A 24399-nucleotide genomic window follows, 5' to 3' on the forward strand; every position below is an offset into this window, starting at 1 on the left:
TAAATTATTTCAAAAAACTGTCAACTTCCCTATAGGCATTGACCAGAGCCTGTTCACCTTCTTTCCCGGATTTTGACATACCGTGTTCCATGCCTACTACGCCTTTGTAGCCTTTGTTATATAACCATTTGAAGATATTTTTAAAATTTACTTCACCTGTAGTAGGTTCTTTTCTGCCCGGATTATCGCCTACCTGAATATAAGCGATCTCGCTCCAACATTGATTCATCAGATTGATGAGGTTACCTTCGTTTTTCTGCTGATGATAAGCATCATATAGAATTTTACAGGACGGACTATTTACAGCTTTACAAATTTCATAGGCCTGATCACTGTACCGTAGGAATAGATTTGGCGTATCGCTTAAAGGTTCTAATACCATGCTAATACCATGTGGTTCAAAGATCTCCGCTCCTCTTTTCAGGCCCTCTATAACGTTTGCGGTCTGCACGCCTATGGGTAGCTTCCGCTCATAATCTCCCGGCACCACAGTCACCCACTTGGCATTCACCCTTTTCGCAATTTCAACGGACTCCCTACAGCCTTTTAAAAAAATGTCAACATGTTCTTGTTTGCCTGCCGCCAATGTATTCGCTCCATTTCCCCCCTTCGGCACGACAAATACCCCCATACGCATACCTAATTTGGCTAAAAGCTCGCCGATCTTCTGTTGTTCTTGTACATCCCTGCCTGGCATTCCATTATCTTCGATACTGCGGAATCCGAGGTCATACATATACTGGATTTCATCTAAAAAATTAGCCCCTGCAGAAGCTTTAAACATACCTTGATGGGGTGCATAATCCAGATTAAAAGTCTTTTCTTTCACACGACTCAACGATGGTAAATTATTTGCAGATACTATAGAGCCGCCGACGAGCATTCCGGTATTCCTAATAAAATCCGATCTCTTCATTCCGTGTAAGGTTTATTTGATTTTCCATAAATATAATTATTAAATCCTGAAGTGTGCAGAACTTTTCTTTGTTCGTTTTCGACATAATATAGACAGAGTTCGACCGACGGCATCTTTTCGGCGATGCGAATGGCTTCCGCAGGCGCTAAAGACATAAAATAATTATCTAAAGCATCCGCCAGCATGGCGTTATCGGCGATAACTGTAACACTGATCGTAGGGCTTGTTATCGGTCGGCCCGAAACGGGGTTGATGTGGTGCGACACCATCTTACCTTCCGCTTTATATTGCTTTTCACGCACGCTCGATGTCGTCACAGCTCGGTTCTCTATGGATAGAATAGGATAAGTATAAGCTTTGTCCACATCGTTTTGCTCATCAACCATGACCTGAAAGTATCCATCCGGCTTGCGTCCTTTGACCCGAATCTCGCCGCCTAATTCGACCAGGTAGTTTTGTACTCCTTTATTGGATAAAAATTGAGCCAGGCAATCCACCGTATAACCCTGCGCAATACCATTTACATCAATTTGTACCCGTGGATCTGTCTTATACAAGGTATTACCCTGCATATATAACTTGTCCATACCTACAAACTGCAATACGCTATCAACTGCCTGTTGTGAAGGAACTTTTGAAAAACCGTGCGGACCGAACCCCCAAAGACTCACCAAAGGAAAAACCGTGATATCAAAATAGCCTTTGGACAACTTATTCACCTCAAAACTCTTGGTCACCACATTCTTCATATGAGGATCCATATCGATAGCCAAACCAGAGCCATTGTTAAATCTGCTGATCAATGAATTATTCTGATATACAGACATAGACAAGTCTATGATATGCAGCACACTATCTATTTCCTTCTGCGGTATCTCTTTATCAAAATAGTACTTCAACGAATAGGTGGTTCCTTGTGCCCGGCCTTTAACAGACCATTCGTGTATAGGGGTATCCGGCGCTGGGGAGAGCGCCTGAAAAAATAAAAATCCTATGGTGATGAATGCGTTCAAGGCTAAATATAGAGCTGCGTATTGATACCGGGTTTAGCCACAGGATACAAACCATTCTCGTCAGGTACCAAAGGCGGATTAGCATCCCAGGCATATACATCTGGCGACAAGGTGATTGGGGACGGTATCGCTTCCTCCCATTTGATCACCTTGCCGGTATAACAAGCTATACGGCCAATGATACCTGTAAGGGTACTATATGCAGCAAAATCAATATCCTGAAACCGGTGTTCTCCTTTCGCAATAGCATCAAATAATTCAACATGTTCTTGTGCATATGGATTCGGATCACCTTTCGGCTGATGGCGATAAATTTCCTTGCCGTTGGCATCCCATAAAACAGCTTGATTTCCTGCCGAAAGATAAGTACGTCCTTTTGTTGCCTGAAATGTTTCATCGACACGATTATGGATTCCTTCAAAATGACGGCATTGGCTATACACGACCGAACCGTCGTCATACGTGAGTTCTACCGCGAAATTATCATAGATCTCACCATATTCTTTACCTGTACGGTGTGCCCGGGAACCTGTTCCCTGTATAACTACAGGGTATTTACCTTTGATCCAGTTGGCCACATCAATGTTGTGTACGTGCTGTTCGACAATATGATCGCCACACAGCCAGTTGAAGTAGTACCAGTTTCGCATCTGGTATTCCATCTCGGTCTGCGCAGGCGTTCTTGGCCTGACCCACACACCGCCACTTTCCCAATAGACCTGACCGGACACGACGTCACCGATCTGTCCGTCATGGATACGTTGTATAGCCTCTTTATAGTTGTTCTGGAAACGTCGTTGGAAACCCACGACTACATTTAATTTTTTCCTTTTTGCTTCTTTTGACAGCTCCAATATCTTGCGTATACCGGGGATATCTACCGCGACCGGCTTTTCGATAAATGCATGTTTGCCTTGCTTGACGACCTCTTCGAAATGTATCGGCCGAAATCCCGGTGGGGTAGTCAGAATAACAACATCCGCCTCGCGGATCGCTTGCTTATAGGCATCAAAACCAACATACTTCCGCGAATCGGGTACATCGACCCTATCGGCATATTTTTTTAAAAGATTATCGTAAGACTTATCTATATTGTCTCGAAATGCGTCAGCCATCGCGACCAGTTTTACGTTCTGACCGGAGTTGAACGCATTGACCACTGCGCCTGTTCCTCGTCCTCCACAGCCTACAACAGCAATTTTGATCGTATCATCCACATTTGATATCATGGAGGAAACGGGATTCGAGCCAGCAACAGCAGCACCAGCAACAACTGACGAGGATTTAATAAAATCTCTTCTATTTAGATTCTTCATAGTCTTAAATATTAAAAGTCTTCTATTGGAGGTTGGTTATAATATGCCAATATTTCGGCTTCTGTTGGCGGATGTAGTGGTCGGACAATACGCAGGCCGACAAATGGAGCTTCCGGGAACCACCAATTGGATTTAGGCACCTGCGGATCCAACTGCTTCCACATCGGGTCTGAGTAGGCTCGTGCAGCTGACCGTAGTTCGCGTGCCGAACTTTGAAAAGATCCTCCACGAACGCTGTGGGGATATAGTTCCGTTGGAACAGCAACGGGATTGTCCACTGTTTTCCCAACAAACTGCTTGTAGTAATCGGGGATATATTGGTCGTAGGTCCACTCGGCAACATTTCCTATCATGTCGTATAAACCAAAGGCATTGGGTTTCTTTTGCCCGACTTCTTGTGTTTTCTCCGAACTATTCTCTACATACCATGCATATTCATCTACGAGCGACGCATCATTACCAAAGTAATAGGCTGTTGATGACCCGGCACGGCAGGCATACTCCCATTCCGCTTCGGTAGGCAATCGATAGAACACCCCTGTTCGCACATATAACCATTTACAAAACTGAATAGCGTTATAATGTGTCATCGCCAATGCGGGCTGATTTTGCTTCCCCATGCCGAACGTCATATCCAGATAAGGCTTTGTCGGCCGCGTTATGGCATCGACCTCAGCGGGGATTTTACCGTCCAGCTGTTTTGACTGCTCGTAATCTTTATAAAGAAAAGGCTCAAAAAGATCCCATGTCACTTCATAGGTACTCATCCAGAATGGTGCAATGCGCACCTGATGTTCGGGTTGTTCATCAGCCTCTCCGGCGGCACTTCCCATAGCAAAGACACCGCCCGGAATAGCCTCCATAGAAAATGACAATGAGGTTCCCGGTATAACTTGAGAAAAGCGCTTATGACCATCCTGACCAAAGCCCACCGTTCCTATACTAAGTAAATAAAGCACTAAAAAATATCTTTCCATAACGTGGTTAGTGTTCAAAGTACACTGTAACAAAGTCTAAAAGTAGTATTTCGATTTGATAAATGCAATAACATTGTCGTTACAAAATAATTTCTATTTTGGTAGCACTGCACTAATAAAAAGTTTGGATAGCAGCAAATAATCCCATAACTTTGGGCTTTTATTAATAAAAATGGCTGCTTTACTCTTGTCTCACATGCATTTCCATCATCGCCGTTGCGGCGATATGTAATAACCTGTGTTTCTACGTGAAGCAATTTTCCCAATAGTCTTACTTTATTAATAATCGATAACAACTTAAATATTTTTGAATATTTTGAAAAATCTTAAAATCGCTATCCAAAAATCGGGTAGATTAAACGAAAAATCTGTTCTCCTTCTTAAAAACTGTGGTCTGGATTTCGAGAATTACAAAAGTTCTTTAATCACTACGGTTTCAAACTTTCACCTTGAAATATTATTCTTACGGGATGACGATATTCCAGGCTATGTGGAAGAAGGTATTGCCGATTTAGGTATCGTCGGTGAAAATGTAATCGACGAAAGCCAGGTAAAGGTAAATTATCTTCAGCGGCTGGGCTTCGGAAAATGTACATTAAAATTAGCTATTCCAAAGGATTCCGATATCCAGGACATAAAAGACCTGAATGGTAAATCCATCGCCACCTCTTACCCCGTCATCCTGAAGAAATTTCTGGACGAATATCACATTAATGCTGATATACAGACGATCTCCGGATCAGTAGAGATTGCGCCGGGCTTAGGCCTGAGCGATGCGATATGCGATATTGTCTCCACCGGCGGTACACTGAAAAGCAATGGCCTGAAGCCCTTTGCTGATGTGAGCAAGTCGGAGGCGATACTTATTGCTCGTGACGGGCTGGAAGAGAACGAAATACTTTGTGAACTGATGCAACGTATACAATCCGTACTCCGTGCAAAAGAAACAAAATATGTCGTACTTAACGTCGAACGGTCAAATTTACCGCAGATCACCGAACTGTTACACGGTGTGAAAAGCCCTACTGTGGTACCCTTGGCGGAAGAAGGATGGGTTGCCGTTCATACTGTCATATCAGAAGACGATTTTTGGGATAAAATTAACAAACTGAAAGCTGCAGGCGCACAAGGTATTGTGGTGATGCCTATTGAAAAAATCATCGTGTAATGCTTAAGTCTTTTCGCTATAATGAACTTACGGAAGCAGACCAAAACCGGCTGATCCAACGGAATACAGATCCGAATAATCATATACAGGAGTCTGTCACGAGTATTTTAGAGCAGGTAAAAACGCGTGGAGATGAAGCCTTAAGAGATTTTGCATCCCAATTCGACAAAGTCGAGCTGGAAAAGCTGTCACTTGATAAAGCTGATATCGAATTGTTGGCCTCAACTATTAACCGCGATCAACAACGTGCACTGGAAATTGCCTTCCATAATATCCATCGATTTCACAGTTTCCAACTTAAAGGAGAGCGCGTTGTCGAAACCATGCCGGGGGTAAAATGTTGGCGTGAAGCACGGCCAATCGAGCGGGTGGGATTATATATACCTGGTGGTTCAGCGGTCCTTCCTTCTACCCTATTAATGTTGGGCATACCAGCCCGCATCGCGGGCTGTAAGGAGATCGTAGTTTGTTCACCGCCACAAAAAGACGGTAAGATCAACGGATTTGTCGCCTATTGTCTCCTTTTATTAAAGATCGATCGCATCTATCTTGTCGGTGGCGCACAAGCTGTAGGTGCGATGGCCTATGGCACAGAAAGCATTCCAAAAGTGGATAAAATATTCGGCCCGGGCAATCAATATGTTACCAAAGCAAAGAGCATCATACAGGGACAGACGAATGTCAGTATCGATATGCCGGCAGGTCCTTCCGAAGTATTGGTTATTGCAGATGATAGTGCAAACCCAGCCTATGTTGCTGCCGACCTGCTTGCACAGGCGGAACACGGTGTCGACAGCCAAGCGGTACTTGTAGCTACCTCCCATTCCTTGGTTGAACAGGTTAACCGAGAGCTCGAAAAGCAGATAGGTGTATTACCCCGGCAAGAATTCGCACGGAAAGCTATCGCGAACTCCTATGCTGTGGTGACCGAAACACTTGTCCAAGCGTTAGCGTTTTCAAACGCGTATGCTCCTGAACATCTTATTATCGAAAGTGATGACTGGCAATCGTTGGTACCGGGGATCGTCAATGCCGGATCGGTATTCCTTGGACATTTAACGCCTGAAAGTGCGGGTGATTATGCATCTGGAACGAACCATACCTTGCCGACTTCCGGTTACGCGCGTTCCTATTCTGGAGTATCTGTCGATTCCTTTATCAAAAAGATAACCTTTCAGCATATCAGTGAAGAAGGACTCCAACAGATCGGCACAACGGTCGAAATTTTGGCGGAATTGGAAGGGCTGCAAGCCCATAAAAATGCAGTGAGTATTCGGAAGTCTGAAAACAATCTTTAACTCTATCGTTTATTGAAAACAAAATTTAGTTTCTGCTTGGTGTATTTTTCAAATTTACGATCAGAAGAGACAAGAGTAAGTTTTTCGGTAATTGCGTGGGAAATAATAGAGTGGTCAAAAGGATCGTGATGACCCTCTGCTATTTCGAGTCTGGACAGCATTTCTGTATGCTCTTTTGCGAATGGAAGAATCTTAATATATAAGTCTCTTTCGATCGCTTGCACCAATTCAAAAGCGGCTTTGTATTTTTTTGATTTGATCTTTTTAATTTTATATAATTGAACAAGTTCTGTTACAGAGATTGAGCTTGTATTTAGATTACCTTGTGCAGTTTCAATGATAAAATCAACATCGTTACTCAGTTGATCATTTTCCCCTAACAATAGAAAAATAAGTATATTCGTGTCCAATAAAAAACGACCCATTCTTATTTTAACACGGCCTTCATATCTAATATTTCACCAGTTCCTTTGTTTGCCATCATCGCCAACCAAGTCTTGGATGGCTTTTTTGTCACCGGCTTATCTTCTCTTTTTTCTGTTGGTTTTACAACACTTTTCTTATCCTCTTTTTTCACTTTCGCTTTCATCATAATACAAATATACATAAAAAAACAAGTGTATAAAAAAATTTAATATAAAAGAAATATTATCTCGCTTTGAAATCTTTCGGCACGGGTCGCTCCAATAGATACTGATAATAAAACCGTACCCGCTCATTAAAGTCGTATGTACGTTTAGATGCATCGAATCCATGCCGGCTACCCGGATATATCATCAGTTCAAAAGGGATAGATCGATCTGTCAGCGCATCCACTAACTGCATCGTATTCTGCAGATGTACATTGTCATCCAGATCACCGTGCATAATACGTAGGCCTCCTTTATACTTATCAACGTACGTCAGCACGGAACCCTGTTTGTAACCTTCCGGGTTGCTTTGCGGCGTATCCATCCAACGCTCGGTATAATGTGTATCATACAGTTCCCAGCTTGTTACCGGGGCACCGGCAATACCGTAATCAAAATAATCTGCTCCTTTTGTCAACGCCAGGCAGGTCATATAACCGCCATAGCTATGGCCTGTAATTAACAGCTTATTGTCCGCTACCCAAGGTTTGGCCTTTAGCCATTTCGCTACGGTGATATAATCAATCAATTCCCAATGGCCCAGATTTCGATGCATCCAGGCAACTCCTTGCTTACCGTAGTGTCCCGAAGCCCTATGATCACACACCACCTGTACAATGCCCTCATTTGCCCAATACTGATTACTTACGCCCTTCCATGTATTTTTGACTGTGCCCGCATCTGGCCCTCCATAAATACTCATGATGACCGGATACGTTTTTGTTTCGTCAAAGTCGGTGGGATACGTGATGATAACTGGTAGATCAAACTTACCGTCGTCTGATTTTATCGTAAAATACGCCGTCTTACCAATATCATACTGTGCAAAATCCGGCGACTTGCTATCGGCCAGTTCGCGGATGACCTTACCTTTATTGTCTACTAAAGCCACTCTGTTGGGCGTATCAATATTGGAATAGTTCGTTATAAAATAAGTACCTTGAGGAGATACCTGGACTTGATGTGTATAATCACCAAATGACAAACGCTTAAAGTTCTTACCCGTATAGTCCACCCGGTAGAGATCGACCGTTGCTGTATTCTCCTTGCGTGCCGTAAAGTAGATTACTTTATTTTTTTCGTCGATCTGCTGCAACGCAACCACCTGCCATTCCCCTTGTGTAATGGCGTTGAGCAGTTTCCCTTCCAACGTATAAAGGTAGTAATGTGCCCAGCCTGTACGATCGGATTTTAAAATGTAGTGTTTGTTATCCTTTAGGTACGTAATGCGTTCATCGTGGTCAAGATTAATCCATGTAGATTGCTTTTCATCGTAAATTTCGCTCTTCTTCCCATTAGTCGGATTAACTGCATAAAATTTTAAATTTGTCTGATCCCTATTCATCCACTGCACCATAATGGATCGGCTATCAAAGCTCCAGTACGGCTGACCGAAATATTGGTCATCATTCTCGTTAAAATCAGCCCATACCACCGGCGAACCTTCTACCTGCACGAAACCTACTCTTACCTTCGGGTTCTCCTGCCCTGCTTTGGGATAGCGTGTTTCTTCGAGATATCCGTTCTGACCTTTCGAAACGTAGATCGGAAACATGGGCACCTCTCTATCGTCAAAGCGCATAAAAGCCAGCTGTTTACTATCGGGCGACCACCAGAAAGCTTTATACTTTGTCGGTCTACCCAGTATTTCTTCATAATATACCCACGAAGACCAACCGTTATATATGACGTTGGTCCCGTCTGTGGTATGTTGTACTTCGCGCCCACTGTCAATATGTACCGTATATAGATTATTTTCCCGCGTAAATGCGACATATCTATAATCGGGTGAGAGCGTAGGGTTCTGCTCTTCGACCGCAGGCGAATGCGTCAGCCGTTTTGCAGGATCGGTATCATTTTGAAGATAGATATCCCCGTCCCGCACAACAACATATATTTTATTTTCCTTTTTTGGTGTGTATATCTCCTTTTTTCCTGTGCGAACGTGCACACTGTATTTCACTTTCGTCTCCTTGTCCACCTCGATATAATGTTCATCATCGACCCAACCGGGATATTGGTTGATAGAGGTCGTCAGCGAAGGTTTTATACCCCAGGCCTGCTCAAAGCTGAGGTGTTTTTTCTGGCCGGATACGGGATGTACCGCAATAAAGAATAGTGCCAAAAATCCTATAAAAATCTCTTTTCCCATAAAAGCAAACTTAATAAAAAAAGCCACTTTCCTCAAGTGGCTTCTCGCTAAGATATCGAAATTGGTTTTAAAACGTGAAATCGTTTTTTTCCACCAATTCTTCGTTACGTTCATAAGTTGATTCGTCCTGATTAGGCTCGTATCTTTTCTCGATAACTTCCTGATTGGACTTGATATACTCTACTACCTCGGTCAATCCTTCTGCAAATTTTTCAAAATCTTCTTTATATAGGAAAATTTTATGTTTAATAAATTGCCCATCCTCAAAACGCTTTTTACTTTCTGTGATTGTCACATAGTAATCGTTAGCTCGTGTCGCTTTTACATCAAAAAAATAAGTACGTTTTCCCGCTCTCACCTTTTTTGAAAATACCTCTTCACGCTCTTTGTTTTCAAAATCTCCCATTAGTCTAGTAAGTATTTAAGTTTAATTTTAAATATTTTGTGCTATAAATATATAGGAATTAATTTTAAAAGACCAAGTTTTTTGTAAACTTTTTTTTATCCTTTAACAATAATAGGATTTTCACCGACAAAAACAGGGTTTTTGCCGATTTTTATACGGTGAACACCTAAGCTACAGTGCTTATCAGGCGCACTTTGCGTATATTCGACCTGTAATAAAGACAAGAGATGGATATAAAAGATAAGCGAAATATACCTCAGCGACCTCCAAACAATTCAAAGAACACGGCTATCGTGGGGGTTATTGTGATCTTGTTCGGGGTCTTTTTATTATTGAAAAACATCGGACTGCGCGACTTGGTGCCTTCGTGGGTACTGGGATGGCAGACTATTCTTATCGCTATAGGCATTGTCATCGGGGTGAATTCCAATTTTGAAAAAAAATCGGCTGTTATTCTAATCGGTATCGGCGGTATCTTTTTAATACGAGAATGGCTACATTTTTCGGTAGGCAAATTTTTGATACCCCTGATTGCCATTGGTATAGGTTATTATCTGATCAAAAGAAATAGGCAGCATAACATTCCAGCCGACATCCCCTCTCCAGATAAACCCAATGATGCACAAGCCGATCATTATGATTGGGATAAACGGGTTGAAACCGACAAAAGTGAACACACCTATTCGTCGGCTTATGGCGAAAACTACCTAAAAATCGAAGCCATTCTGGGCAGTGCTAAAAAAATAGTAGTGACTAAAAATCTATTGGGCGGCACCATGACGAACATCTTAGGGAGCACAGAAATAAACTTACTACAAGCGGACTTCAAACAACCGGTTGTGATTGATATCTTTCAGCTATTTGGCAGTACCAAGATTATCGTGCCACCGCATTGGGTTATCTCCACACAGGTATCTTCTGTTTTAAGTGAAAATGATGACCGACGTGTTATGCTGCATCAACCCTACGACGAGAGCAAGAAACTTTATATTACGGGGACATCGATCTTGGGCAACATTACCATTAAAAACAGTTAGGAAAACCATGTCTGCCGAATCGTTTAAAATAAAAAACAAAAACCGATTAATACATGCTAGCGCAGGCGTAATCTGTTTATTGTATTTTTTAGTTTCCTACTTCTTTCTTTGGTGGGAATTTAGACCCCGCATGGTAAACCCCATTGAACCCGCTATAGGCGCTGTCTCCATCACCTTATGCTGTTACCTTATTTTTAGCTCGCTACAGTTTTATTTACCTCGAAAAAATCAATACATCAAAGTATTAGGTATATGCTTGGTACTGACCGTTATCAGTCTTGCGATATCTACTTTTAGTTTATTGCAATTTTTCGATCTGGCGTCGATCGATCATTTTTTATCCCGCTTGCCTTACCGTTTTGTGATTAACTTCCTCGTGTTGCTTATGGTGATGATTATCAATATGGTCTGGAATATCCAGGAGGAATATGAAGACAACAAGCGGCGTAAAGAAGAAAGTGAAAAGCTCGTGCGTGAGGCAGAGCTCTATAACTTGCGGCAGCAGCTCCAACCTCATTTCTTGTTCAACAGCCTAAACTCGATCATAGCGCTGATATCCAGCAAACCGGATCTTGCTCGGAAAATGACTTTTCAGTTGTCTGACTTCCTGCGGGGAACATTACGTAAGGACGATAAACAACTCATTCCTTTAGCGGACGAAATACGCCATCTGGAGCTTTATCTTGAGATCGAAAAAGTACGCTTCGGGCATCGCCTTCATACGCTATTCCATTATGAAGAAAATGTGTTATCCGCTGAGGTTCCGGGTATGATCGTCCAGCCACTCATGGAAAACGCCATTAAACATGGCCTATATAATGTGACCGGCGAAGTACAGATCGAGACCCATATCCATGTCGAGCAACAGCTATTGGTCATTACCATCAGCAATCCCTACGAACCAGACCAATTCCACAATGCCAAAGGAGCAGGCTTTGGTCTACGTAGCATACAGCGGCGCTTGTTTCTGATCTATGGCCGTACAGATTTGCTCGACACCTATCAACAGGAAAACAAATTTATAGTAAGTATAAAAATCCCCCAACATGATCCGCGTATTGATAATTGACGATGAGCCTCTGGCTCGCCTCATCTTAACCGAGTACTTGACCGCCCATGTCGATATGACCGTTGTCGGCGAATATAGTGATGGATTCGAAGGTGCGAAAGCTATACAGGAACACAAGCCCGATCTGGTATTCTTAGACATACAGATGCCGAAGCTGACTGGATTCGAGATGCTGGAAATTCTGGACGAGGTGCCTCATATTATATTCACCACCGCCTTTGAGGAGTTTGCACTAAAAGCTTTCGAGAAAAGTGCCGTAGACTATCTCCTCAAACCCATACCACAGGATCGCTTTGAGCAGGCATTGAAGAAATTCAGGCAGCTTCATGCGACGCAAAGTGCTACTCCGCTGATCGAAAGCCTGAAATCCGAAATCGACAAAGAAACACTGGAACGCATCGTGGTGAAGAACGGCACACAGATCAAACTCATTCCCATACAGCAGATATACTATCTGGAAGCCTACGACGATTATGTAAAAATACACTGCGCAGAGGGTATGTTCTTAAAAAACAAAACCATGGCCTCTTTCGAGAAGCAGCTTGATCCCAAGCAATTTGTCCGTGTCCATCGTTCCTTCATCGTCCGTGTAGACCAGCTTGCCAAGATCGAGCCCATGGAGAAAGAAAGCTTTCGGGGGATATTGCGTAACGGGGAGAAAGTCAACATTAGCAAATCCGGATATACCCGGTTAAAACAGGTCATTGGACTTTAGCAAAACGGCAATTCTATTGCATATACAGGGAAAATTAGCTAAGTTTGAATATTGGTGACACAAAACACGAGGAAAATAAGGTGAAAAAACGAATTGCTATTTTCGCATCCGGATCGGGCTCGAACGCCCAAAAAATAATGGAACATTTTAAGTACGCGAATGACGCTGAGGTGGCTTTGGTATTGAGCAACAATGCTGATGCGTATGTTCTACAACGTGCCGACAATTTCGAAATACCATCCCATATATTTGATAGACATGAGTTTTACCAGACAGACGAGGTTGTCGATCTGTTAAAACGATTGGAAATCGACCTGGTTGTGCTGGCCGGTTTTCTCTGGTTAGTACCGGATAATCTACTGAAAGCATTCCCCAATAAAATCATTAATATCCACCCCGCCCTATTACCTAAATATGGCGGTAAGGGTATGTATGGGGACCGAGTACATCAGGCTGTATTGGACGCTGGCGAGGAAGAGCATGGGATTACCATACACTTTGTGAATGAAAATTTCGACGAGGGCGAAGTGATTTATCAAGCTCGGTTCCGTGTCGAACCCGGCGATACCTTAGAACAGATCAAATTCAATGGCCAACAGCTGGAACACCTTCATTATCCGAAAATCATTGAGAATTTATTGAAGAAGTATAATTAAAGGGTTAGCTACGGCTACGGCAGTTCGGTTAACCTAAATTCTGGAGAATCCATGACAGACGCAATTGCTTCTGTCATGGACACACTACAGCAAACAGAAAACTACTTATACCTTGTCAGAAACTAATGTGTGTTTATCATAAACTATAATGTGTTTGTGATAAAGTGTATTGTGTTTGTCTCGTATGCAACCCACTTGACTCACCGACACTACACTTAGCCACTATGTGTATTGCTTTTCCTACAAAAGCAAATGCTTTTGTGACAAATTACTTCCTGTTTCCCGTCAACTATCGTTTGCCGGACTCAAACTATCATTTGTCCGGACCAGAAGCAATTGTGTCCATAGCGGTTTTTGTGGTTTCTGGGACATACCGAGGATCAAATTGGGCCAAATCGGGCCAATATAGGCCAAATTGGGTCAAAATTTCATTTTTACAAACCGGGATTATTACGTTTGCATTGTTCGGTCTCGCGAGGAGAACAGCCGCAGGCTACAGGAAGTGGTCCTGCACAAAACAAAAAACAATGGCAAGAAAAATGAAAGCGCTCATCGACTTTACACGAAAGAAAGAAGATGGGCTCGTGGTTGCCGCCAACACGATTATCGGCGCCATGACAGACAATCCACATTATGTAACACCTATGCCTGCTCTGGAAGATGTACAGGCACTGGTGGACGACTTTTCGAACAAGTTGATCGCTGCCCGCAGACGGGGATCGCCGGAGGAAACAGCCCTGAAGGACGAGGCCAAACCACTTTTGGTCGATGCCTTACACCAACTGGCCTACTACGTCAATTTGGTAGCCAAGGGGCATCTCTCCACACTGCTAAGCTCAGGTTTTCCGGTCAGCAGTCCGGATGGACCATCTACTGTGCCGTATGCTATAGAATATGTACGCTTAACGGATGGTTACCAATCTGGCCAAGTGCGACTGGACTTTGCGAAACAGGATGGGATACGCATATATGAGTACCAGTACCGCAATGTAACCCTAACTGAATTGGAATGGAGCGACCGCTTAGCGACGACATCCAGCCGTGGAAACATCCTGGCACCTCTGGAACCGGGACAACGGTATGAGGTGCGTGTCCGGGCCGTCAATACACAGGGAGCGGGCGATTGGAGCCAGATAGCGAGTATATGGGCGAGATGATGGGAGTATGAAATTAGGAGATGAAAGCAGAGGGCACCACCAAAGATACTCTCTGCTTCCCTATATAAAATATATAAAAGATTATACTTTGGGGGGAAACATTAGCATAATGCCTTTTAATTTTCTTACCTTTGTCGCTCCAAATAACATCATAAATGAGTCATCCTGTTAAGATTAAAAATGCATTGGTTTCCGTATACTATAAGGACAACCTTGCTCCCCTTATTGAACTATTGAATACATACGGTGTCACTTTCTACTCTACAGGCGGTACGGAAGCGTTCATCCGCGATCTGGGCATAGGCGTCGAACGTGTGGAGGATTTGACCGGATATCCGTCGATCTTGGGGGGCCGTGTCAAGACGTTGCACCCGAACGTCTTCGGGGGTATTCTTTCCCGCCGTCCGCTTGCGGAAGATAAACAACAGCTGGAAACCTACAATATCCCTGAAATTGACTTGGTTATCGTGGATTTATATCCCTTCGAGGAAACGGTAGCTTCGGGAGCTGCTGAACAGGATATTATTGAAAAGATCGATATCGGCGGTATTTCGCTTATCCGCGCTGCTGCGAAGAACTTTAACGATGTGGTGATCATTTCTTCTAAAAACGATTACAAAGAGCTGGAAGATATATTGGCATCGCAGGATGGGACAACTACCTTGGAGCAACGTAAATCTTTTGCAAAAAGAGCATTTAACGTATCATCGCATTACGATACCGCTATATTTAATTACTTCAATCAGGAAGAACCTTTAGAGGTGTTCAAGCAATCGGAACAACAGGCACAGGTGCTTCGCTACGGTGAAAACCCCCATCAAAAAGGGGTGTTCTTTGGTAATCTGGAAGCGATGTTTGATAAATTGAATGGAAAAGAACTATCGTATAATAATCTGGTAGATGTCGATGCGGCGGTGGCTATTATCGATGAATTTGAAGAACCTACGTTCGCCATTTTAAAACATACCAATGCCTGTGGTGTTGCCAGTCGCACAACAATTAAGCAAGCCTGGACAGATGCTTTGGCATGTGACCCCATATCGGCCTTCGGTGGTGTACTGATTACCAATGGGGAGGTCGATCAAGAAACAGCTGCCGAAATCAATAACTTGTTTTTTGAGGTGCTGATAGCTTCTTCTTATACCGAAGAAGCACTGGCCATTCTTACCGCAAAGAAAAACCGGATCATCTTACGTCGCAAGTCGGTGAAACTCCCGCAACAACAGTTCAAAACCTTGTTGAATGGTGTGATCCTGCAAGATAAAGACCATACTATTGAAGGACCGGCACAGATGACAACAGTGACCAACATCGTGCCGACCGAAGAACAAATGAAGGATCTGTACTTTGCCAACAAAATAGTGAAGCATACGAAGTCCAATACCATTGTATTTGCGAAGAACGGCACCTTACTGGCTTCGGGCGTGGGACAAACATCCCGTGTCGATGCCTTGAAACAGGCGGTGGAAAAAGCAAAATCATTTGGTTTTGACCTGAAAGGTAGCGCGATGGCTTCTGACGCTTTCTTCCCTTTTCCGGACTGTGTAGAAATCGCAGGAAATGAAGGAATCGTAGCGGTGCTTCAGCCGGGTGGATCGATCAAGGATCAATTGTCCGTTGATATGGCCAACGAAAAGGGCATTGCCATGGTCACTACAGGAGTAAGACACTTTAAACATTAACCATAAAGGTTTACAAACCGGGAAAAGCTGTCTTACATCAAGGCAGCTTTTGTTGTTTAACGCGTTGGTATTTTTGTTTAACTTTGAATCAAGGATGTCAAACCTATGAGAAGGTCGGAAGAAATCAGTAGTTTTTTTTACAGTCAGTATTTCGGTGAAGGTTTTCGCATAACACTTGCGGTTATCGTTCCGGTATTGATAAGTGCCTTGTTGGGCGAATTTACCACCGGGACATTAATTTCCCTGGGGGCATTGGTGGTCGGGATTGCGGATACGCCGGGAGCACCTGCTCATCGTCGGGCGGGCGTGCTCTACTGTACGGTTTTATGTGCACTGACGATTGCTATCACGGGGTTGCTCAACCACTCGCTGGTGGCCATGACGATCTTTATCGCAGCGTTAAGTTTCATCTGCTGCATGTTCGCCGTCTTCAACTCGCGGGCTTCTTCTATAGGTACGATGTGCTTATTGACCATGCTCGTCAATGTGGACGGTTTCTATACATTCCAAGAGGAAATCATTTACCTGGGCTATTTCCTCATCGGTGCATTGTGGTATATGCTGATCAGCTTCTCCATCACATATGTTCGCCCCTACCGTCTTGCTCAACAGGAATTGTCGGAGACAATTTTGCAGGTGGCCGAGTACATCCGGTTGAAGGCAAACTTTTACGATATCAAGCATGATCTTGACGATAATTACGATAAGCTGATCCAAAAGCAGATAGAGGTCAATTCCCATCAGGAAAATGTCCGCGATATTCTCTTCCAGAGTAAGCGGTCGATAAAGGACACGACAAATAAAGGCCGCTTTTTGACGCTGGTCTTTGCTGATATTGTCGATCTTTTTGAACAAAGCATGGCTACGCACTACGATTACGTGCCTATACGGGAGAAATACGGCTCCTCCGGCTTGCTGGACAAGATAAGACATATCCTGAATAAAGCCACCTATGAATTGGAAAACATTGCCTATAAACTCAATGCAGACCGGGTGCCACATCCACGTTATGATCTCAACAAGGAGATTGACGAATTACGGTTTGCATTGGATACCTATGACCGGCAACATCAGGTCAATTCTATTCCCCTGAAAAAAATCATCGTCAATATCCGGACGATTGTTGCGCATATACAGCAAGTATACAATTATTGCCAACTCAAAAAGATAGAAATCGAAAAGGAAGAGATAGCCCATACAAAACGGTTTGTCAAAACAGATATCATCAACTGGCAACGGTTTAGAGATAACCTGAGCCTTAACTCGACGATATTCCGTCATGCGCTCCGCATGTCGGTGACCCTGTCGATGACTTACGTTATTCTTAACATGATATCATTCTCAGAGTTTGGAATTTATTGGGTTCTTCTTACGATTTTAGTGATCATGAAACCCGGCTTCGGGTTGACCAAAGAGCGAAATTTGCACCGACTCTTGGGTACACTGATCGGCGGTGCGATAGGTGTCGGAATTTTGTGGTTAATTCCGGACTTGACGACACGCTTTATCCTTTTAATCATTTGTTTTTTAATCGCCTATAGTCTATTTCGGATCAATTATATTATTGCTGTTATTTTCATGACGCCCTATGTCCTTATTTTGCTCAGTTTTACGGGAGCCAATACGATTGATATTGCAAGGGAACGGATAATAGACACTTTTTTGGGTGGTGCAATTGCATTCTTCTCCAGCTATATCCTTTTCCCCAACTGGGAAAGCCTACAGATCAAGAAAAACATGCGGGAGCTGCTCTTGGCCAACTATCAATATCTGGCACAAGCTATACATATCCTTTCCGGACAGGAAATTAAGATTACCGATTATAAATTGGCTCGGAAAGAGGTATACATTGCTTCGGCCAATATGGGGTCTACCTTACAGCGTCTGCTGACGGAACCGAAATGGCGACAGCGGATAACGCGGGAAGTGAACAGGTTTGTCATCTTAAACCATATCTTTTCTTCGTATTCGACGACGCTGATGACCCAACTGATTGAGGCGGACACAAAGGACTTCAACAACGAGGATGTGCGTTTATTCTACCGCGCGTTGCAAAATCTGGAAAAAGCTGTTCAGGCCGTAGATCAGGAGACAAGTGATCAGATCAGCTGGGTAAAACGTATCAAGACGATAGAAGAACCCAATACAACGAATGATGATGCGATAATAATTACAGAACAATTACAGTTTTTGGTCAAAATTTCGGCAGATTTGCTCAAAGTCACGCTCGACCTTATGGAGAAAAGTCAAGACGAGCCTATTAAAAAGATAAGAAATGAAGGAGTTATATGATGTAATCATTATTGGAGGCGGCCCGATCGGCTTGGCTTGTGGCCTTGCGGCGCAGGCAAACAATTTATCGTATATTATCCTTGAAAAGGGATGTTTGGTCAATTCACTATATCGTTATCCGGTGAATATGACGTTCTTCTCCACCTCGGAACGGCTGGAAATTGGTGATATCCCTTTTGTGACAACGCTACCCAAACCTAAACGGGCAGAAGCATTGGAATACTACCGGCGTATTCAGACCAAATTTGATCTCAACACCCGTCTGTTCGAAGAAGTATCCGCGGTCCACAAGGAAGATAACCTATTTGAGGTCACCACCATTAAAGGAACCTATACCGGCAGGAACATTATTGTGGCAACAGGCTTTTATGATATTCCGATGTACCTTAATATTCCGGGCGAAGATTTACCTAAAGTTTCTCACTACTATAATGACCCACATTACTATGCAGGTCAGCGTGTTATCGTTGTCGGTGCGAGCAACTCGTCCATTGATGCAGCATTAGAGACTTATCGCAAAGGCGCTGATGTCACGTTGGTCGTTCGCGGCTCCGAAATCAGTCCTCGGGTCAAGTATTGGGTAAGGCCTGATATTGAAAATCGCATTGCGGAGGGGTCTATCCGAGCTTACTATCACAGTGAACTTGCTGAAATCACGCCTAATGAGGCGGTCATTAAGACGCCAAAAGGATTGGTAAAAATGGATAATGATTTTGTATTAGCCCTTACGGGTTATCGACCCAATTTTGAGTTTTTGCAAAAAATCGGTATTCACGTACCTTCGGACGGTCCTATGATTCCTACCCATAACACAGGCACCATGGAAACGAATGTTCCGGGAATGTATTTAGCCGGAGTCGTTTGTGGCGGATTGAATACGCATCTCTGGTTTATTGAAAACTCCAGGATACACGCCGATATGATTATCAGTGCTATTGTGAAAAAGAAATCATTTACGAAGTCCGTTAATAAAAATTACGGCTAATTTCTTTTGCATCGCCAGGATATAATCGAAATCATCCTTTGACGGGATAAAATTTGTCCGCAGGTCCTGCATTACCATCATGCGCATGCCCATGGTGGCAAACAAAAACAGACGGGAACATTCCTCCTCATCCATATGGTGTAGTTCACCGCTTTCCATGCCTTTGCGAAAGAGATCTCCGATCATTTTACGGTGCATCTCGAAGGCATTTATTAATACGCCTTCCAGATCTTGGGATACTTCCTTACGATTGAGCAGGGTATATTCAATGATATAATAATAACGCTTGATAAAGTCCATACGCTTGCTAAGCAAGGTCAACACCGCTTCCTCAGTTTGTGCTAAACCCATAATATGTTGTCGGGTTTCTTTATCAAACTCTTCAACCACAAACTCCAGGACAGCACTATATAAGCTATTCTTATCAGGAAAATAATAATACAGCAGTGCTTTGGAAAATGATAAGTCCTTCGCTATTTCGGCCATGGTGGTCTTGGCCATTCCGTAGTGCGCAAACCGTCTTTTTGCGGCCTCCAAAATCTTTACTCGCTTCTCATCGGCATTCTTTGACATACTAATCGTAAATATTTTCGTTCATAAACAAGGCTTTCTCTTATCTTTATGGCATTCGATATTAAAGTTATCACTTTTAATTTGATTTATTACCAGAAAAAGTCAAAAACTGCAGATTGTGGATGTAAAACAAAACGTTTCGCTTAAACCCTACAACACTTTTGGCGTTGAAGCTATTGCCCATAAATTTATCGACTTAACAAACGAGACGCGATTAGTGGACCTGTTTGAACAAGATCTGTTCGCCCAAAAATTTTATGTGATCGGCGGGGGGAGCAATATTCTATTTACGCAGGACTTTTCCGGCACAATCATACACTTATCCAATAAAGGTATCCAACATTTTGTGGAAGGAAACCATGTATATGTCACGGCCGCTGCGGGCGAAATATGGAACGATCTGGTCTGGTATTGTGTCCGTCACAATTTTCCGGGATTGGAAAATATGGCATTGATACCGGGTACTGTGGGAGGATCACCTGTGCAAAATATCGGAGCGTACGGTGCCGAATTGATGGATATCTTCTATTCTTGTCGGGCATTCGATACGAAAACGGGACAGTTCCGAACCTTTCATCACGTAGACTGTGCGTTCACCTATCGGGATAGTATATTCAAAACAAAATATAAAGGACGGTACATTATACTTTCCGTCACGTACAAGCTGTCAATACATGCACCATTGAATACGAAATACGGGGCTATAGAAAGTGAACTTCAAAAAAGGGGAATCGCACAACCATCGATAAAAGATGTCGCCGAGGTCGTCTCCTACATACGGGTGGAGAAATTACCGGATCCGGGAACGATCGGGAACGCAGGCAGCTTTTTTAAAAATCCAATTATATCAAACCAACAGCTCAACGAGCTAAGGTCTACATTTCCCGATATAGTCTATTATCCCGTGTCAGACACCCATAGTAAATTAGCAGCGGGATGGCTTATCGAGCAATGTGGCTGGAAAGGTAAGATTGTAGGTCAGGCGGGAACATGGAAACACCAAGCTTTAGTCATTGTTAATCAAGGGGCAGCTACTGGCCGGGAAATCTATAATCTCTCTACGCAGATTGTAGAAGATGTCTACAAAAAATTTGGTGTAGAATTGGAACGGGAAGTGAATATTTTATAAAAAGTTTTCCACAATTCTTAACAACTTCTTTTCGAGGGAGTTAATAAAGCGAGCTATATCTTCCTTAAGACAACTTCGCCTCTCGGTATCATCCGAATTAATAAAAATTTAATCCGATTCAATAAATATTAGCACGATGTTTGCAACGTTTTAGATCACAATGCGTTCATTAATACACGTCGCATAGTTGTGAAACCTATATTCCCGGGCATTTCCCAGCTATTCGATAAATGGTTTAACCCCAAAATTGAAAAGAATATGAACAGATTTGAATTTAACAACCTTGTCATCCAGCATGCTGATTCCCTAAAATTGTATGCAAGGAACTTTACCAAAGAACAAGATGATGCGAATGATCTCGTGCAGGACACACTGCTGAAAGCAGTAACGTATTTCAAAAATTTTAGAGAAGGCACTAACCTTAAAGGCTGGCTCTACACTATTATGAAAAACACGTTCATCAACAATTACCGTCGCATAACTAAACTGAACAGCTTCTTAACTAAGGAAAAAGAAATCTCTCCGAGCCATCTACTCGTATCTGCAGCTTATAATGGAGGAGAGAATAAATTTGTGATGGAAGACATTACCTCAACTTTAAATAGTCTTGCTGACGAGTACTACATTCCTTTCACCATGTATTTTGAAGGGTATAAATACCATGAAATATCGGATCATCTCGACATCCCTATAGGTACCGTAAAAACACGCATTCACATGGCCAGAAAAGCCATGAAAAAGAGACTCTCTACCTATAAACATCGAAGCAACTAAGGGAACTCATGCTGTATGTAAATGTATCACAAATCTGATATAGGCGGATAAAATCCTATTCGCCTATATCAAATTTGGTCAAGGTCACGAACTGCTTTATCCTGTCTACAATTTCCGCTCGTGATAGGTTTTGGATGCGATCCGTTCCAAACTTTTCTACACAAAAAGAAGCCAATGCGGAACCATAGATCACCGCGTTGCGCATATTAGCAAAGTTTACAGATTTCACTTTAGCGAGGTAACCGATAAATCCTCCGGCAAAGGTGTCCCCTGCTCCTGTTGGATCGAAGACGTCTGCCAACGGAAGCGCCGGTGCGGAAAAGACTTCACCATCACCAAATAACAAAGCACCGTGCTCTCCTTTTTTAATAATCAGGTAGCTCGGTCCCATCTGAAGGATGGATTCAGCTGCTTTTACCAGTGAATATTCACCGGACAACTGCCGCGCTTCTGCATCGTTAATAGTCAGGACATCAACTTTTTGAAGTACCTTCTTCAAATCACCCAAAGCGACATCCATCCAGAAGTTCATCGTATCCAGCACGACTAATTTGGGCTTATGGGCGAGACGTTCCAGCGTATCCAGTTGCACCTGTGGCGTAAGATTACCCAACAACAGATATTCGCAATCTTGATAAGAAATGGGGATCTTGGGGTCAAAGTCCGCCAAAACATTCAGTTCAGTGACCAGCGTGTCCCGGCTGTTCATATCATTATGGTACTTTCCTGCCCAAAAGAAGGATTTACCACCCTTAATAATCTCCACACCCTCTACAGCAATACCTTTATCGGTAAGCATATTAATCTGATCGCCGAAATCTTCGCCGATAACGGAGATCAGTTTCACTTTATTATACAGATAAGATGCTGCCAGACCGGCATAGGTCGCCGCACCACCAACGATTTTATCCGTCTTGCCAAATGGCGTTTCTATCGCATCAAAAGCTACCGTTCCTACTATAACTAAACTCATGTTTTTATAAAATATAATAAAAAAACCGACGTGTTAGCCGGTTGACGCTTACAATCTAAAGCCGCACAAAAATAAAGCTTAATTTCAAATATTCAGAAAAAAAACAAATTCTCTAAAATATTTATAGGTTTCAATTGTCTTCTTCTATAAGAGCTCTATTTTTTTAATTTAAGAAAGGTAAAAAAGTGAAAAAAAAATTCTTCAATTTTAAGACAAAATATCGGTACATTATGTTTCCTGTATTCGGAATTGCTGCGTTAGCGTTATTCGGCAGCGTGCTCATGCTATTATGGAATTGGCTCGTACCCCCTATTTTCGGGTTCACAACTATCAATTTCTGGCAGGCATTAGGGTTATTTGCCTTATCACGGTTATTATTTTCAGGAATGGGTGCTAGAGGATGCGGAAAGCATAAGGGTAATGGATTCGCTGCACGTAAAAGATGGATGAAAATGACACCCGAGGAACGCAACGAATGGTTCAAAAACAGGGGATGTCATGGCCGGCACGCGGAGGCGGACGAAAAAGCAAATGACACGTCTGAAAATGGGCAATGAGGAAAACCGCAAGCATGTAGAGAGGCAGGTTCAAGAAAACCTGCCGCGTATCCGTTCATTCATTAGGGGGCGTGTGTCGAATAATGAAGATGCTGAAGATATACTGCAGGACGTATTTTACCAGTTTTTAAAAGCAATGGAAAGCGCGCATCGTCCAATTGAATTGGTATCAAGCTGGTTATTTCGCGTTGCAAAAAACACGATAATCAACAAAGGAAAAAAGAAAAAAGAGGAACCTATCCCAACAAATTGGTATGATGAAGACGGCTTCTTGAGGGAGGAATATGCCTTATTTCCCGGAGAGAAAGACTATGAAAATCCGGAACAAAGTTATATATGGGCCGTGGTATGGCAAGAGCTGAACGAAGCGCTTATGGAACTTCCGGATGAACAACGGAATATTTTTGAGTGGACGGAATTTGAAGGTATTTCGATCAAAGCGATTTCGGAGGCAACCGGTATACAAACAAACACGTTATTATCGAGAAAGCACTATGCAGTTAAATATCTTCGTAAACGACTGAAAAGCATCTACGATGAAATAATTCTAAACAGCTAAAAACATCTACTTATCACATTAAAAACATCATAATGGTATATATATTTAAAACTTCGGTAAAAACAGAAAAACACATTCAGGTGTTGGAGCCTTTTTTAAGCGAGCTCTGTAAACAAGGAAGATGGAACTTTGACTTGGAAGACTGTGATAAAATATTACGTATTGATAACCCTTATGAAAATTCAGCGGATATCATCAAACTACTCCAGGAGAAAGATTTTGACTGTGAGGAATTGGGGTGTTTTCAGTAAAAAGGCCGTAGAATATCTTCTACGGCCTTAAGCTGCTCCTGATCCCGAACCAGCGACCCTCTGATTAACCACGAAGTGCTCTGCGAAGCAAATCCCGATGTATCGGGACTCTAAC

General features: G+C 42.8%; 25 protein-coding genes. 15 read left to right on the forward strand and 10 right to left on the reverse strand.

Annotated features, from left to right (window positions below; genetic code table 11):
* Positions 1-4: 4 nt before the first annotated feature.
* From G5B30_RS08445 to G5B30_RS08460, 4 genes are read right to left on the reverse strand one after another with little or no spacing between them, the layout of a single operon-like run.
* The gene (locus G5B30_RS08445) at positions 5-916 is read right to left on the reverse strand and encodes a hydroxypyruvate isomerase family protein (protein WP_165319534.1); all 912 of its coding nucleotides are present in this window, start codon (positions 914-916) and stop codon (positions 5-7) included.
* Positions 913-1929 (reverse strand): FAD:protein FMN transferase, encoded by a 1017-nt coding sequence (locus G5B30_RS08450; protein ID WP_165319535.1) that lies wholly within the window; start codon positions 1927-1929, stop codon positions 913-915. Before G5B30_RS08450 ends, G5B30_RS08445 begins: the two co-directional genes overlap by 4 nt.
* 2 nt (positions 1930-1931) lie before the next feature.
* On the reverse strand, positions 1932-3245 hold the full coding sequence (locus G5B30_RS08455; protein WP_165319536.1) for a Gfo/Idh/MocA family oxidoreductase: 1314 nt from the start codon (positions 3243-3245) through the stop codon (positions 1932-1934).
* 11 nt (positions 3246-3256) lie between these two features.
* A complete protein-coding gene (locus tag G5B30_RS08460) occupies positions 3257-4222 on the reverse strand; it encodes a formylglycine-generating enzyme family protein (protein ID WP_165319537.1) in 966 nt (321 codons plus the stop codon).
* Between the two features lie 316 nt (positions 4223-4538).
* Here G5B30_RS08460 and hisG point away from each other — a divergent pair, with 316 nt between their 5' ends.
* Complete coding sequence (hisG, locus tag G5B30_RS08465) at positions 4539-5390, forward strand: ATP phosphoribosyltransferase (protein WP_165319538.1); 852 nt, start codon at positions 4539-4541, stop codon at positions 5388-5390.
* A complete protein-coding gene (gene hisD / locus G5B30_RS08470; RefSeq protein WP_165319539.1) occupies positions 5390-6688 on the forward strand; it encodes a histidinol dehydrogenase in 1299 nt (432 codons plus the stop codon). Before hisG ends, hisD begins: the two co-directional genes overlap by 1 nt.
* 2 nt (positions 6689-6690) lie before the next feature.
* Here hisD and G5B30_RS08475 read toward each other — a convergent pair whose 3' ends face one another.
* The 4 genes from G5B30_RS08475 to G5B30_RS08490 all read right to left on the reverse strand — a co-directional run bounded on the left by G5B30_RS08475 (position 6691) and on the right by G5B30_RS08490 (position 9875).
* Complete coding sequence (locus G5B30_RS08475; RefSeq protein ID WP_165319540.1) at positions 6691-7113, reverse strand: type II toxin-antitoxin system VapC family toxin; 423 nt, start codon at positions 7111-7113, stop codon at positions 6691-6693.
* Between the two features lie 2 nt (positions 7114-7115).
* The gene (locus tag G5B30_RS08480) at positions 7116-7280 is read right to left on the reverse strand and encodes a hypothetical protein (RefSeq protein ID WP_165319541.1); all 165 of its coding nucleotides are present in this window, start codon (positions 7278-7280) and stop codon (positions 7116-7118) included.
* Positions 7281-7336: 56 nt separating this feature from the next.
* Positions 7337-9469, reverse strand: coding sequence for a S9 family peptidase (locus G5B30_RS08485; RefSeq protein ID WP_165319542.1), 2133 nt, complete (start codon positions 9467-9469; stop codon positions 7337-7339).
* 67 nt (positions 9470-9536) lie between these two features.
* Complete coding sequence (locus G5B30_RS08490) at positions 9537-9875, reverse strand: DUF3276 family protein (protein ID WP_165319543.1); 339 nt, start codon at positions 9873-9875, stop codon at positions 9537-9539.
* Positions 9876-10102: 227 nt separating this feature from the next.
* Between G5B30_RS08490 and G5B30_RS08495 the strand changes: the two genes are divergently transcribed.
* The 8 genes from G5B30_RS08495 to G5B30_RS08530 all read left to right on the forward strand — a co-directional run bounded on the left by G5B30_RS08495 (position 10103) and on the right by G5B30_RS08530 (position 19468).
* Positions 10103-10912, forward strand: coding sequence for a cell wall-active antibiotics response protein (locus G5B30_RS08495; protein ID WP_165319544.1), 810 nt, complete (start codon positions 10103-10105; stop codon positions 10910-10912).
* Positions 10913-11042: 130 nt separating this feature from the next.
* On the forward strand, positions 11043-11981 hold the full coding sequence (locus tag G5B30_RS08500; protein WP_240903142.1) for a sensor histidine kinase: 939 nt from the start codon (positions 11043-11045) through the stop codon (positions 11979-11981).
* Positions 11959-12696, forward strand: a complete 738-nt coding sequence (locus G5B30_RS08505) for a LytR/AlgR family response regulator transcription factor (RefSeq protein WP_165319546.1) — start codon at positions 11959-11961, stop codon at positions 12694-12696. The genes G5B30_RS08500 and G5B30_RS08505 overlap by 23 nt, the downstream gene beginning before the upstream one ends.
* 80 nt (positions 12697-12776) lie before the next feature.
* Positions 12777-13352 (forward strand): phosphoribosylglycinamide formyltransferase, encoded by a 576-nt coding sequence (purN, locus tag G5B30_RS08510; RefSeq protein ID WP_165319547.1) that lies wholly within the window; start codon positions 12777-12779, stop codon positions 13350-13352.
* Positions 13353-13576: 224 nt separating this feature from the next.
* Positions 13577-14509, forward strand: coding sequence for a fibronectin type III domain-containing protein (locus G5B30_RS08515; RefSeq protein ID WP_165319548.1), 933 nt, complete (start codon positions 13577-13579; stop codon positions 14507-14509).
* A 155-nt stretch (positions 14510-14664) separates the two neighbouring features.
* Positions 14665-16191: a bifunctional phosphoribosylaminoimidazolecarboxamide formyltransferase/IMP cyclohydrolase gene (purH, locus tag G5B30_RS08520; RefSeq protein WP_165319549.1), complete on the forward strand. Its 1527-nt coding sequence runs from the start codon at positions 14665-14667 to the stop codon at positions 16189-16191.
* 105 nt (positions 16192-16296) lie between these two features.
* The gene (locus G5B30_RS08525; RefSeq protein WP_165319550.1) at positions 16297-18483 is read left to right on the forward strand and encodes an FUSC family protein; all 2187 of its coding nucleotides are present in this window, start codon (positions 16297-16299) and stop codon (positions 18481-18483) included.
* Positions 18467-19468, forward strand: coding sequence for a YpdA family putative bacillithiol disulfide reductase (locus G5B30_RS08530; RefSeq protein WP_165319551.1), 1002 nt, complete (start codon positions 18467-18469; stop codon positions 19466-19468). Before G5B30_RS08525 ends, G5B30_RS08530 begins: the two co-directional genes overlap by 17 nt.
* Here G5B30_RS08530 and G5B30_RS08535 read toward each other — a convergent pair.
* Positions 19433-20041 carry a TetR/AcrR family transcriptional regulator gene (locus tag G5B30_RS08535; RefSeq protein WP_165319552.1) on the reverse strand — a complete coding sequence of 203 codons (609 nt, stop codon included), beginning with the start codon at positions 20039-20041 and terminating at the stop codon, positions 19433-19435. The two genes, G5B30_RS08530 and G5B30_RS08535, sit on opposite strands and share 36 nt — an antisense overlap.
* A 115-nt stretch (positions 20042-20156) precedes the next feature.
* Between G5B30_RS08535 and murB the strand changes: the two genes are divergently transcribed.
* Together murB and G5B30_RS08545 are read left to right on the forward strand one after the other, a co-directional pair.
* Positions 20157-21170 carry a UDP-N-acetylmuramate dehydrogenase gene (gene murB / locus G5B30_RS08540; protein ID WP_165319580.1) on the forward strand — a complete coding sequence of 338 codons (1014 nt, stop codon included), beginning with the start codon at positions 20157-20159 and terminating at the stop codon, positions 21168-21170.
* A 258-nt stretch (positions 21171-21428) separates the two neighbouring features.
* Complete coding sequence (locus G5B30_RS08545) at positions 21429-21944, forward strand: RNA polymerase sigma factor (protein WP_165319581.1); 516 nt, start codon at positions 21429-21431, stop codon at positions 21942-21944.
* 55 nt (positions 21945-21999) lie between these two features.
* On the opposite strand, the gene G5B30_RS08550 is transcribed toward G5B30_RS08545, so the two are convergent.
* Entirely contained in the window at positions 22000-22917 is a 918-nt protein-coding gene (locus G5B30_RS08550) for a PfkB family carbohydrate kinase (RefSeq protein ID WP_165319553.1), read from the reverse strand.
* Positions 22918-23147: 230 nt separating this feature from the next.
* Here G5B30_RS08550 and G5B30_RS08555 point away from each other — a divergent pair, with 230 nt between their 5' ends.
* From G5B30_RS08555 to G5B30_RS08565, 3 genes are read left to right on the forward strand one after another with little or no spacing between them, the layout of a single operon-like run.
* On the forward strand, positions 23148-23474 hold the full coding sequence (locus G5B30_RS08555; RefSeq protein WP_165319554.1) for a hypothetical protein: 327 nt from the start codon (positions 23148-23150) through the stop codon (positions 23472-23474).
* Entirely contained in the window at positions 23449-24033 is a 585-nt protein-coding gene (locus G5B30_RS08560; protein WP_206367058.1) for an RNA polymerase sigma factor, read from the forward strand. Before G5B30_RS08555 ends, G5B30_RS08560 begins: the two co-directional genes overlap by 26 nt.
* 32 nt (positions 24034-24065) lie before the next feature.
* A complete protein-coding gene (locus G5B30_RS08565; protein WP_165319555.1) occupies positions 24066-24284 on the forward strand; it encodes a hypothetical protein in 219 nt (72 codons plus the stop codon).
* Positions 24285-24399 lie beyond the last annotated feature (115 nt).

It is taken from the genome of Sphingobacterium sp. SGG-5, from assembly GCF_011043525.1.
Classification (GTDB): domain Bacteria; phylum Bacteroidota; class Bacteroidia; order Sphingobacteriales; family Sphingobacteriaceae; genus Sphingobacterium.

Bases quoted from the DNA above. Each gene is read 5' to 3' on its own strand.
- G5B30_RS08490 (WP_165319543.1), bottom strand. From the start codon at position 9,875: ATGGGAGATTTTGAAAACAAAGAGCGTGAAGAGGTATTTTCAAAAAAG.
- G5B30_RS08530 (WP_165319551.1), top strand. From the start codon at position 18,467: ATGAAGGAGTTATATGATGTAATCATTATTGGAGGCGGCCCGATCGGC.
- G5B30_RS08475 (WP_165319540.1), bottom strand. From the start codon at position 7,113: ATGGGTCGTTTTTTATTGGACACGAATATACTTATTTTTCTATTGTTA.
- G5B30_RS08560 (WP_206367058.1), top strand. From the start codon at position 23,449: ATGACACGTCTGAAAATGGGCAATGAGGAAAACCGCAAGCATGTAGAG.
- G5B30_RS08445 (WP_165319534.1), bottom strand. From the start codon at position 916: ATGAAGAGATCGGATTTTATTAGGAATACCGGAATGCTCGTCGGCGGC.
- G5B30_RS08460 (WP_165319537.1), bottom strand. From the start codon at position 4,222: ATGGAAAGATATTTTTTAGTGCTTTATTTACTTAGTATAGGAACGGTG.
- G5B30_RS08495 (WP_165319544.1), top strand. From the start codon at position 10,103: ATGGATATAAAAGATAAGCGAAATATACCTCAGCGACCTCCAAACAAT.
- G5B30_RS08505 (WP_165319546.1), top strand. From the start codon at position 11,959: ATGATCCGCGTATTGATAATTGACGATGAGCCTCTGGCTCGCCTCATC.
- G5B30_RS08485 (WP_165319542.1), bottom strand. From the start codon at position 9,469: ATGGGAAAAGAGATTTTTATAGGATTTTTGGCACTATTCTTTATTGCG.
- hisD (WP_165319539.1), top strand. From the start codon at position 5,390: ATGCTTAAGTCTTTTCGCTATAATGAACTTACGGAAGCAGACCAAAAC.
- G5B30_RS08480 (WP_165319541.1), bottom strand. From the start codon at position 7,280: ATGATGAAAGCGAAAGTGAAAAAAGAGGATAAGAAAAGTGTTGTAAAA.
- G5B30_RS08555 (WP_165319554.1), top strand. From the start codon at position 23,148: ATGTTTCCTGTATTCGGAATTGCTGCGTTAGCGTTATTCGGCAGCGTG.
- G5B30_RS08550 (WP_165319553.1), bottom strand. From the start codon at position 22,917: ATGAGTTTAGTTATAGTAGGAACGGTAGCTTTTGATGCGATAGAAACG.
- G5B30_RS08565 (WP_165319555.1), top strand. From the start codon at position 24,066: ATGGTATATATATTTAAAACTTCGGTAAAAACAGAAAAACACATTCAG.
- G5B30_RS08500 (WP_240903142.1), top strand. From the start codon at position 11,043: ATGGTAAACCCCATTGAACCCGCTATAGGCGCTGTCTCCATCACCTTA.
- G5B30_RS08515 (WP_165319548.1), top strand. From the start codon at position 13,577: ATGTGTATTGCTTTTCCTACAAAAGCAAATGCTTTTGTGACAAATTAC.
- G5B30_RS08545 (WP_165319581.1), top strand. From the start codon at position 21,429: ATGAACAGATTTGAATTTAACAACCTTGTCATCCAGCATGCTGATTCC.
- G5B30_RS08525 (WP_165319550.1), top strand. From the start codon at position 16,297: ATGAGAAGGTCGGAAGAAATCAGTAGTTTTTTTTACAGTCAGTATTTC.
- G5B30_RS08455 (WP_165319536.1), bottom strand. From the start codon at position 3,245: ATGAAGAATCTAAATAGAAGAGATTTTATTAAATCCTCGTCAGTTGTT.
- purH (WP_165319549.1), top strand. From the start codon at position 14,665: ATGAGTCATCCTGTTAAGATTAAAAATGCATTGGTTTCCGTATACTAT.
- G5B30_RS08535 (WP_165319552.1), bottom strand. From the start codon at position 20,041: ATGTCAAAGAATGCCGATGAGAAGCGAGTAAAGATTTTGGAGGCCGCA.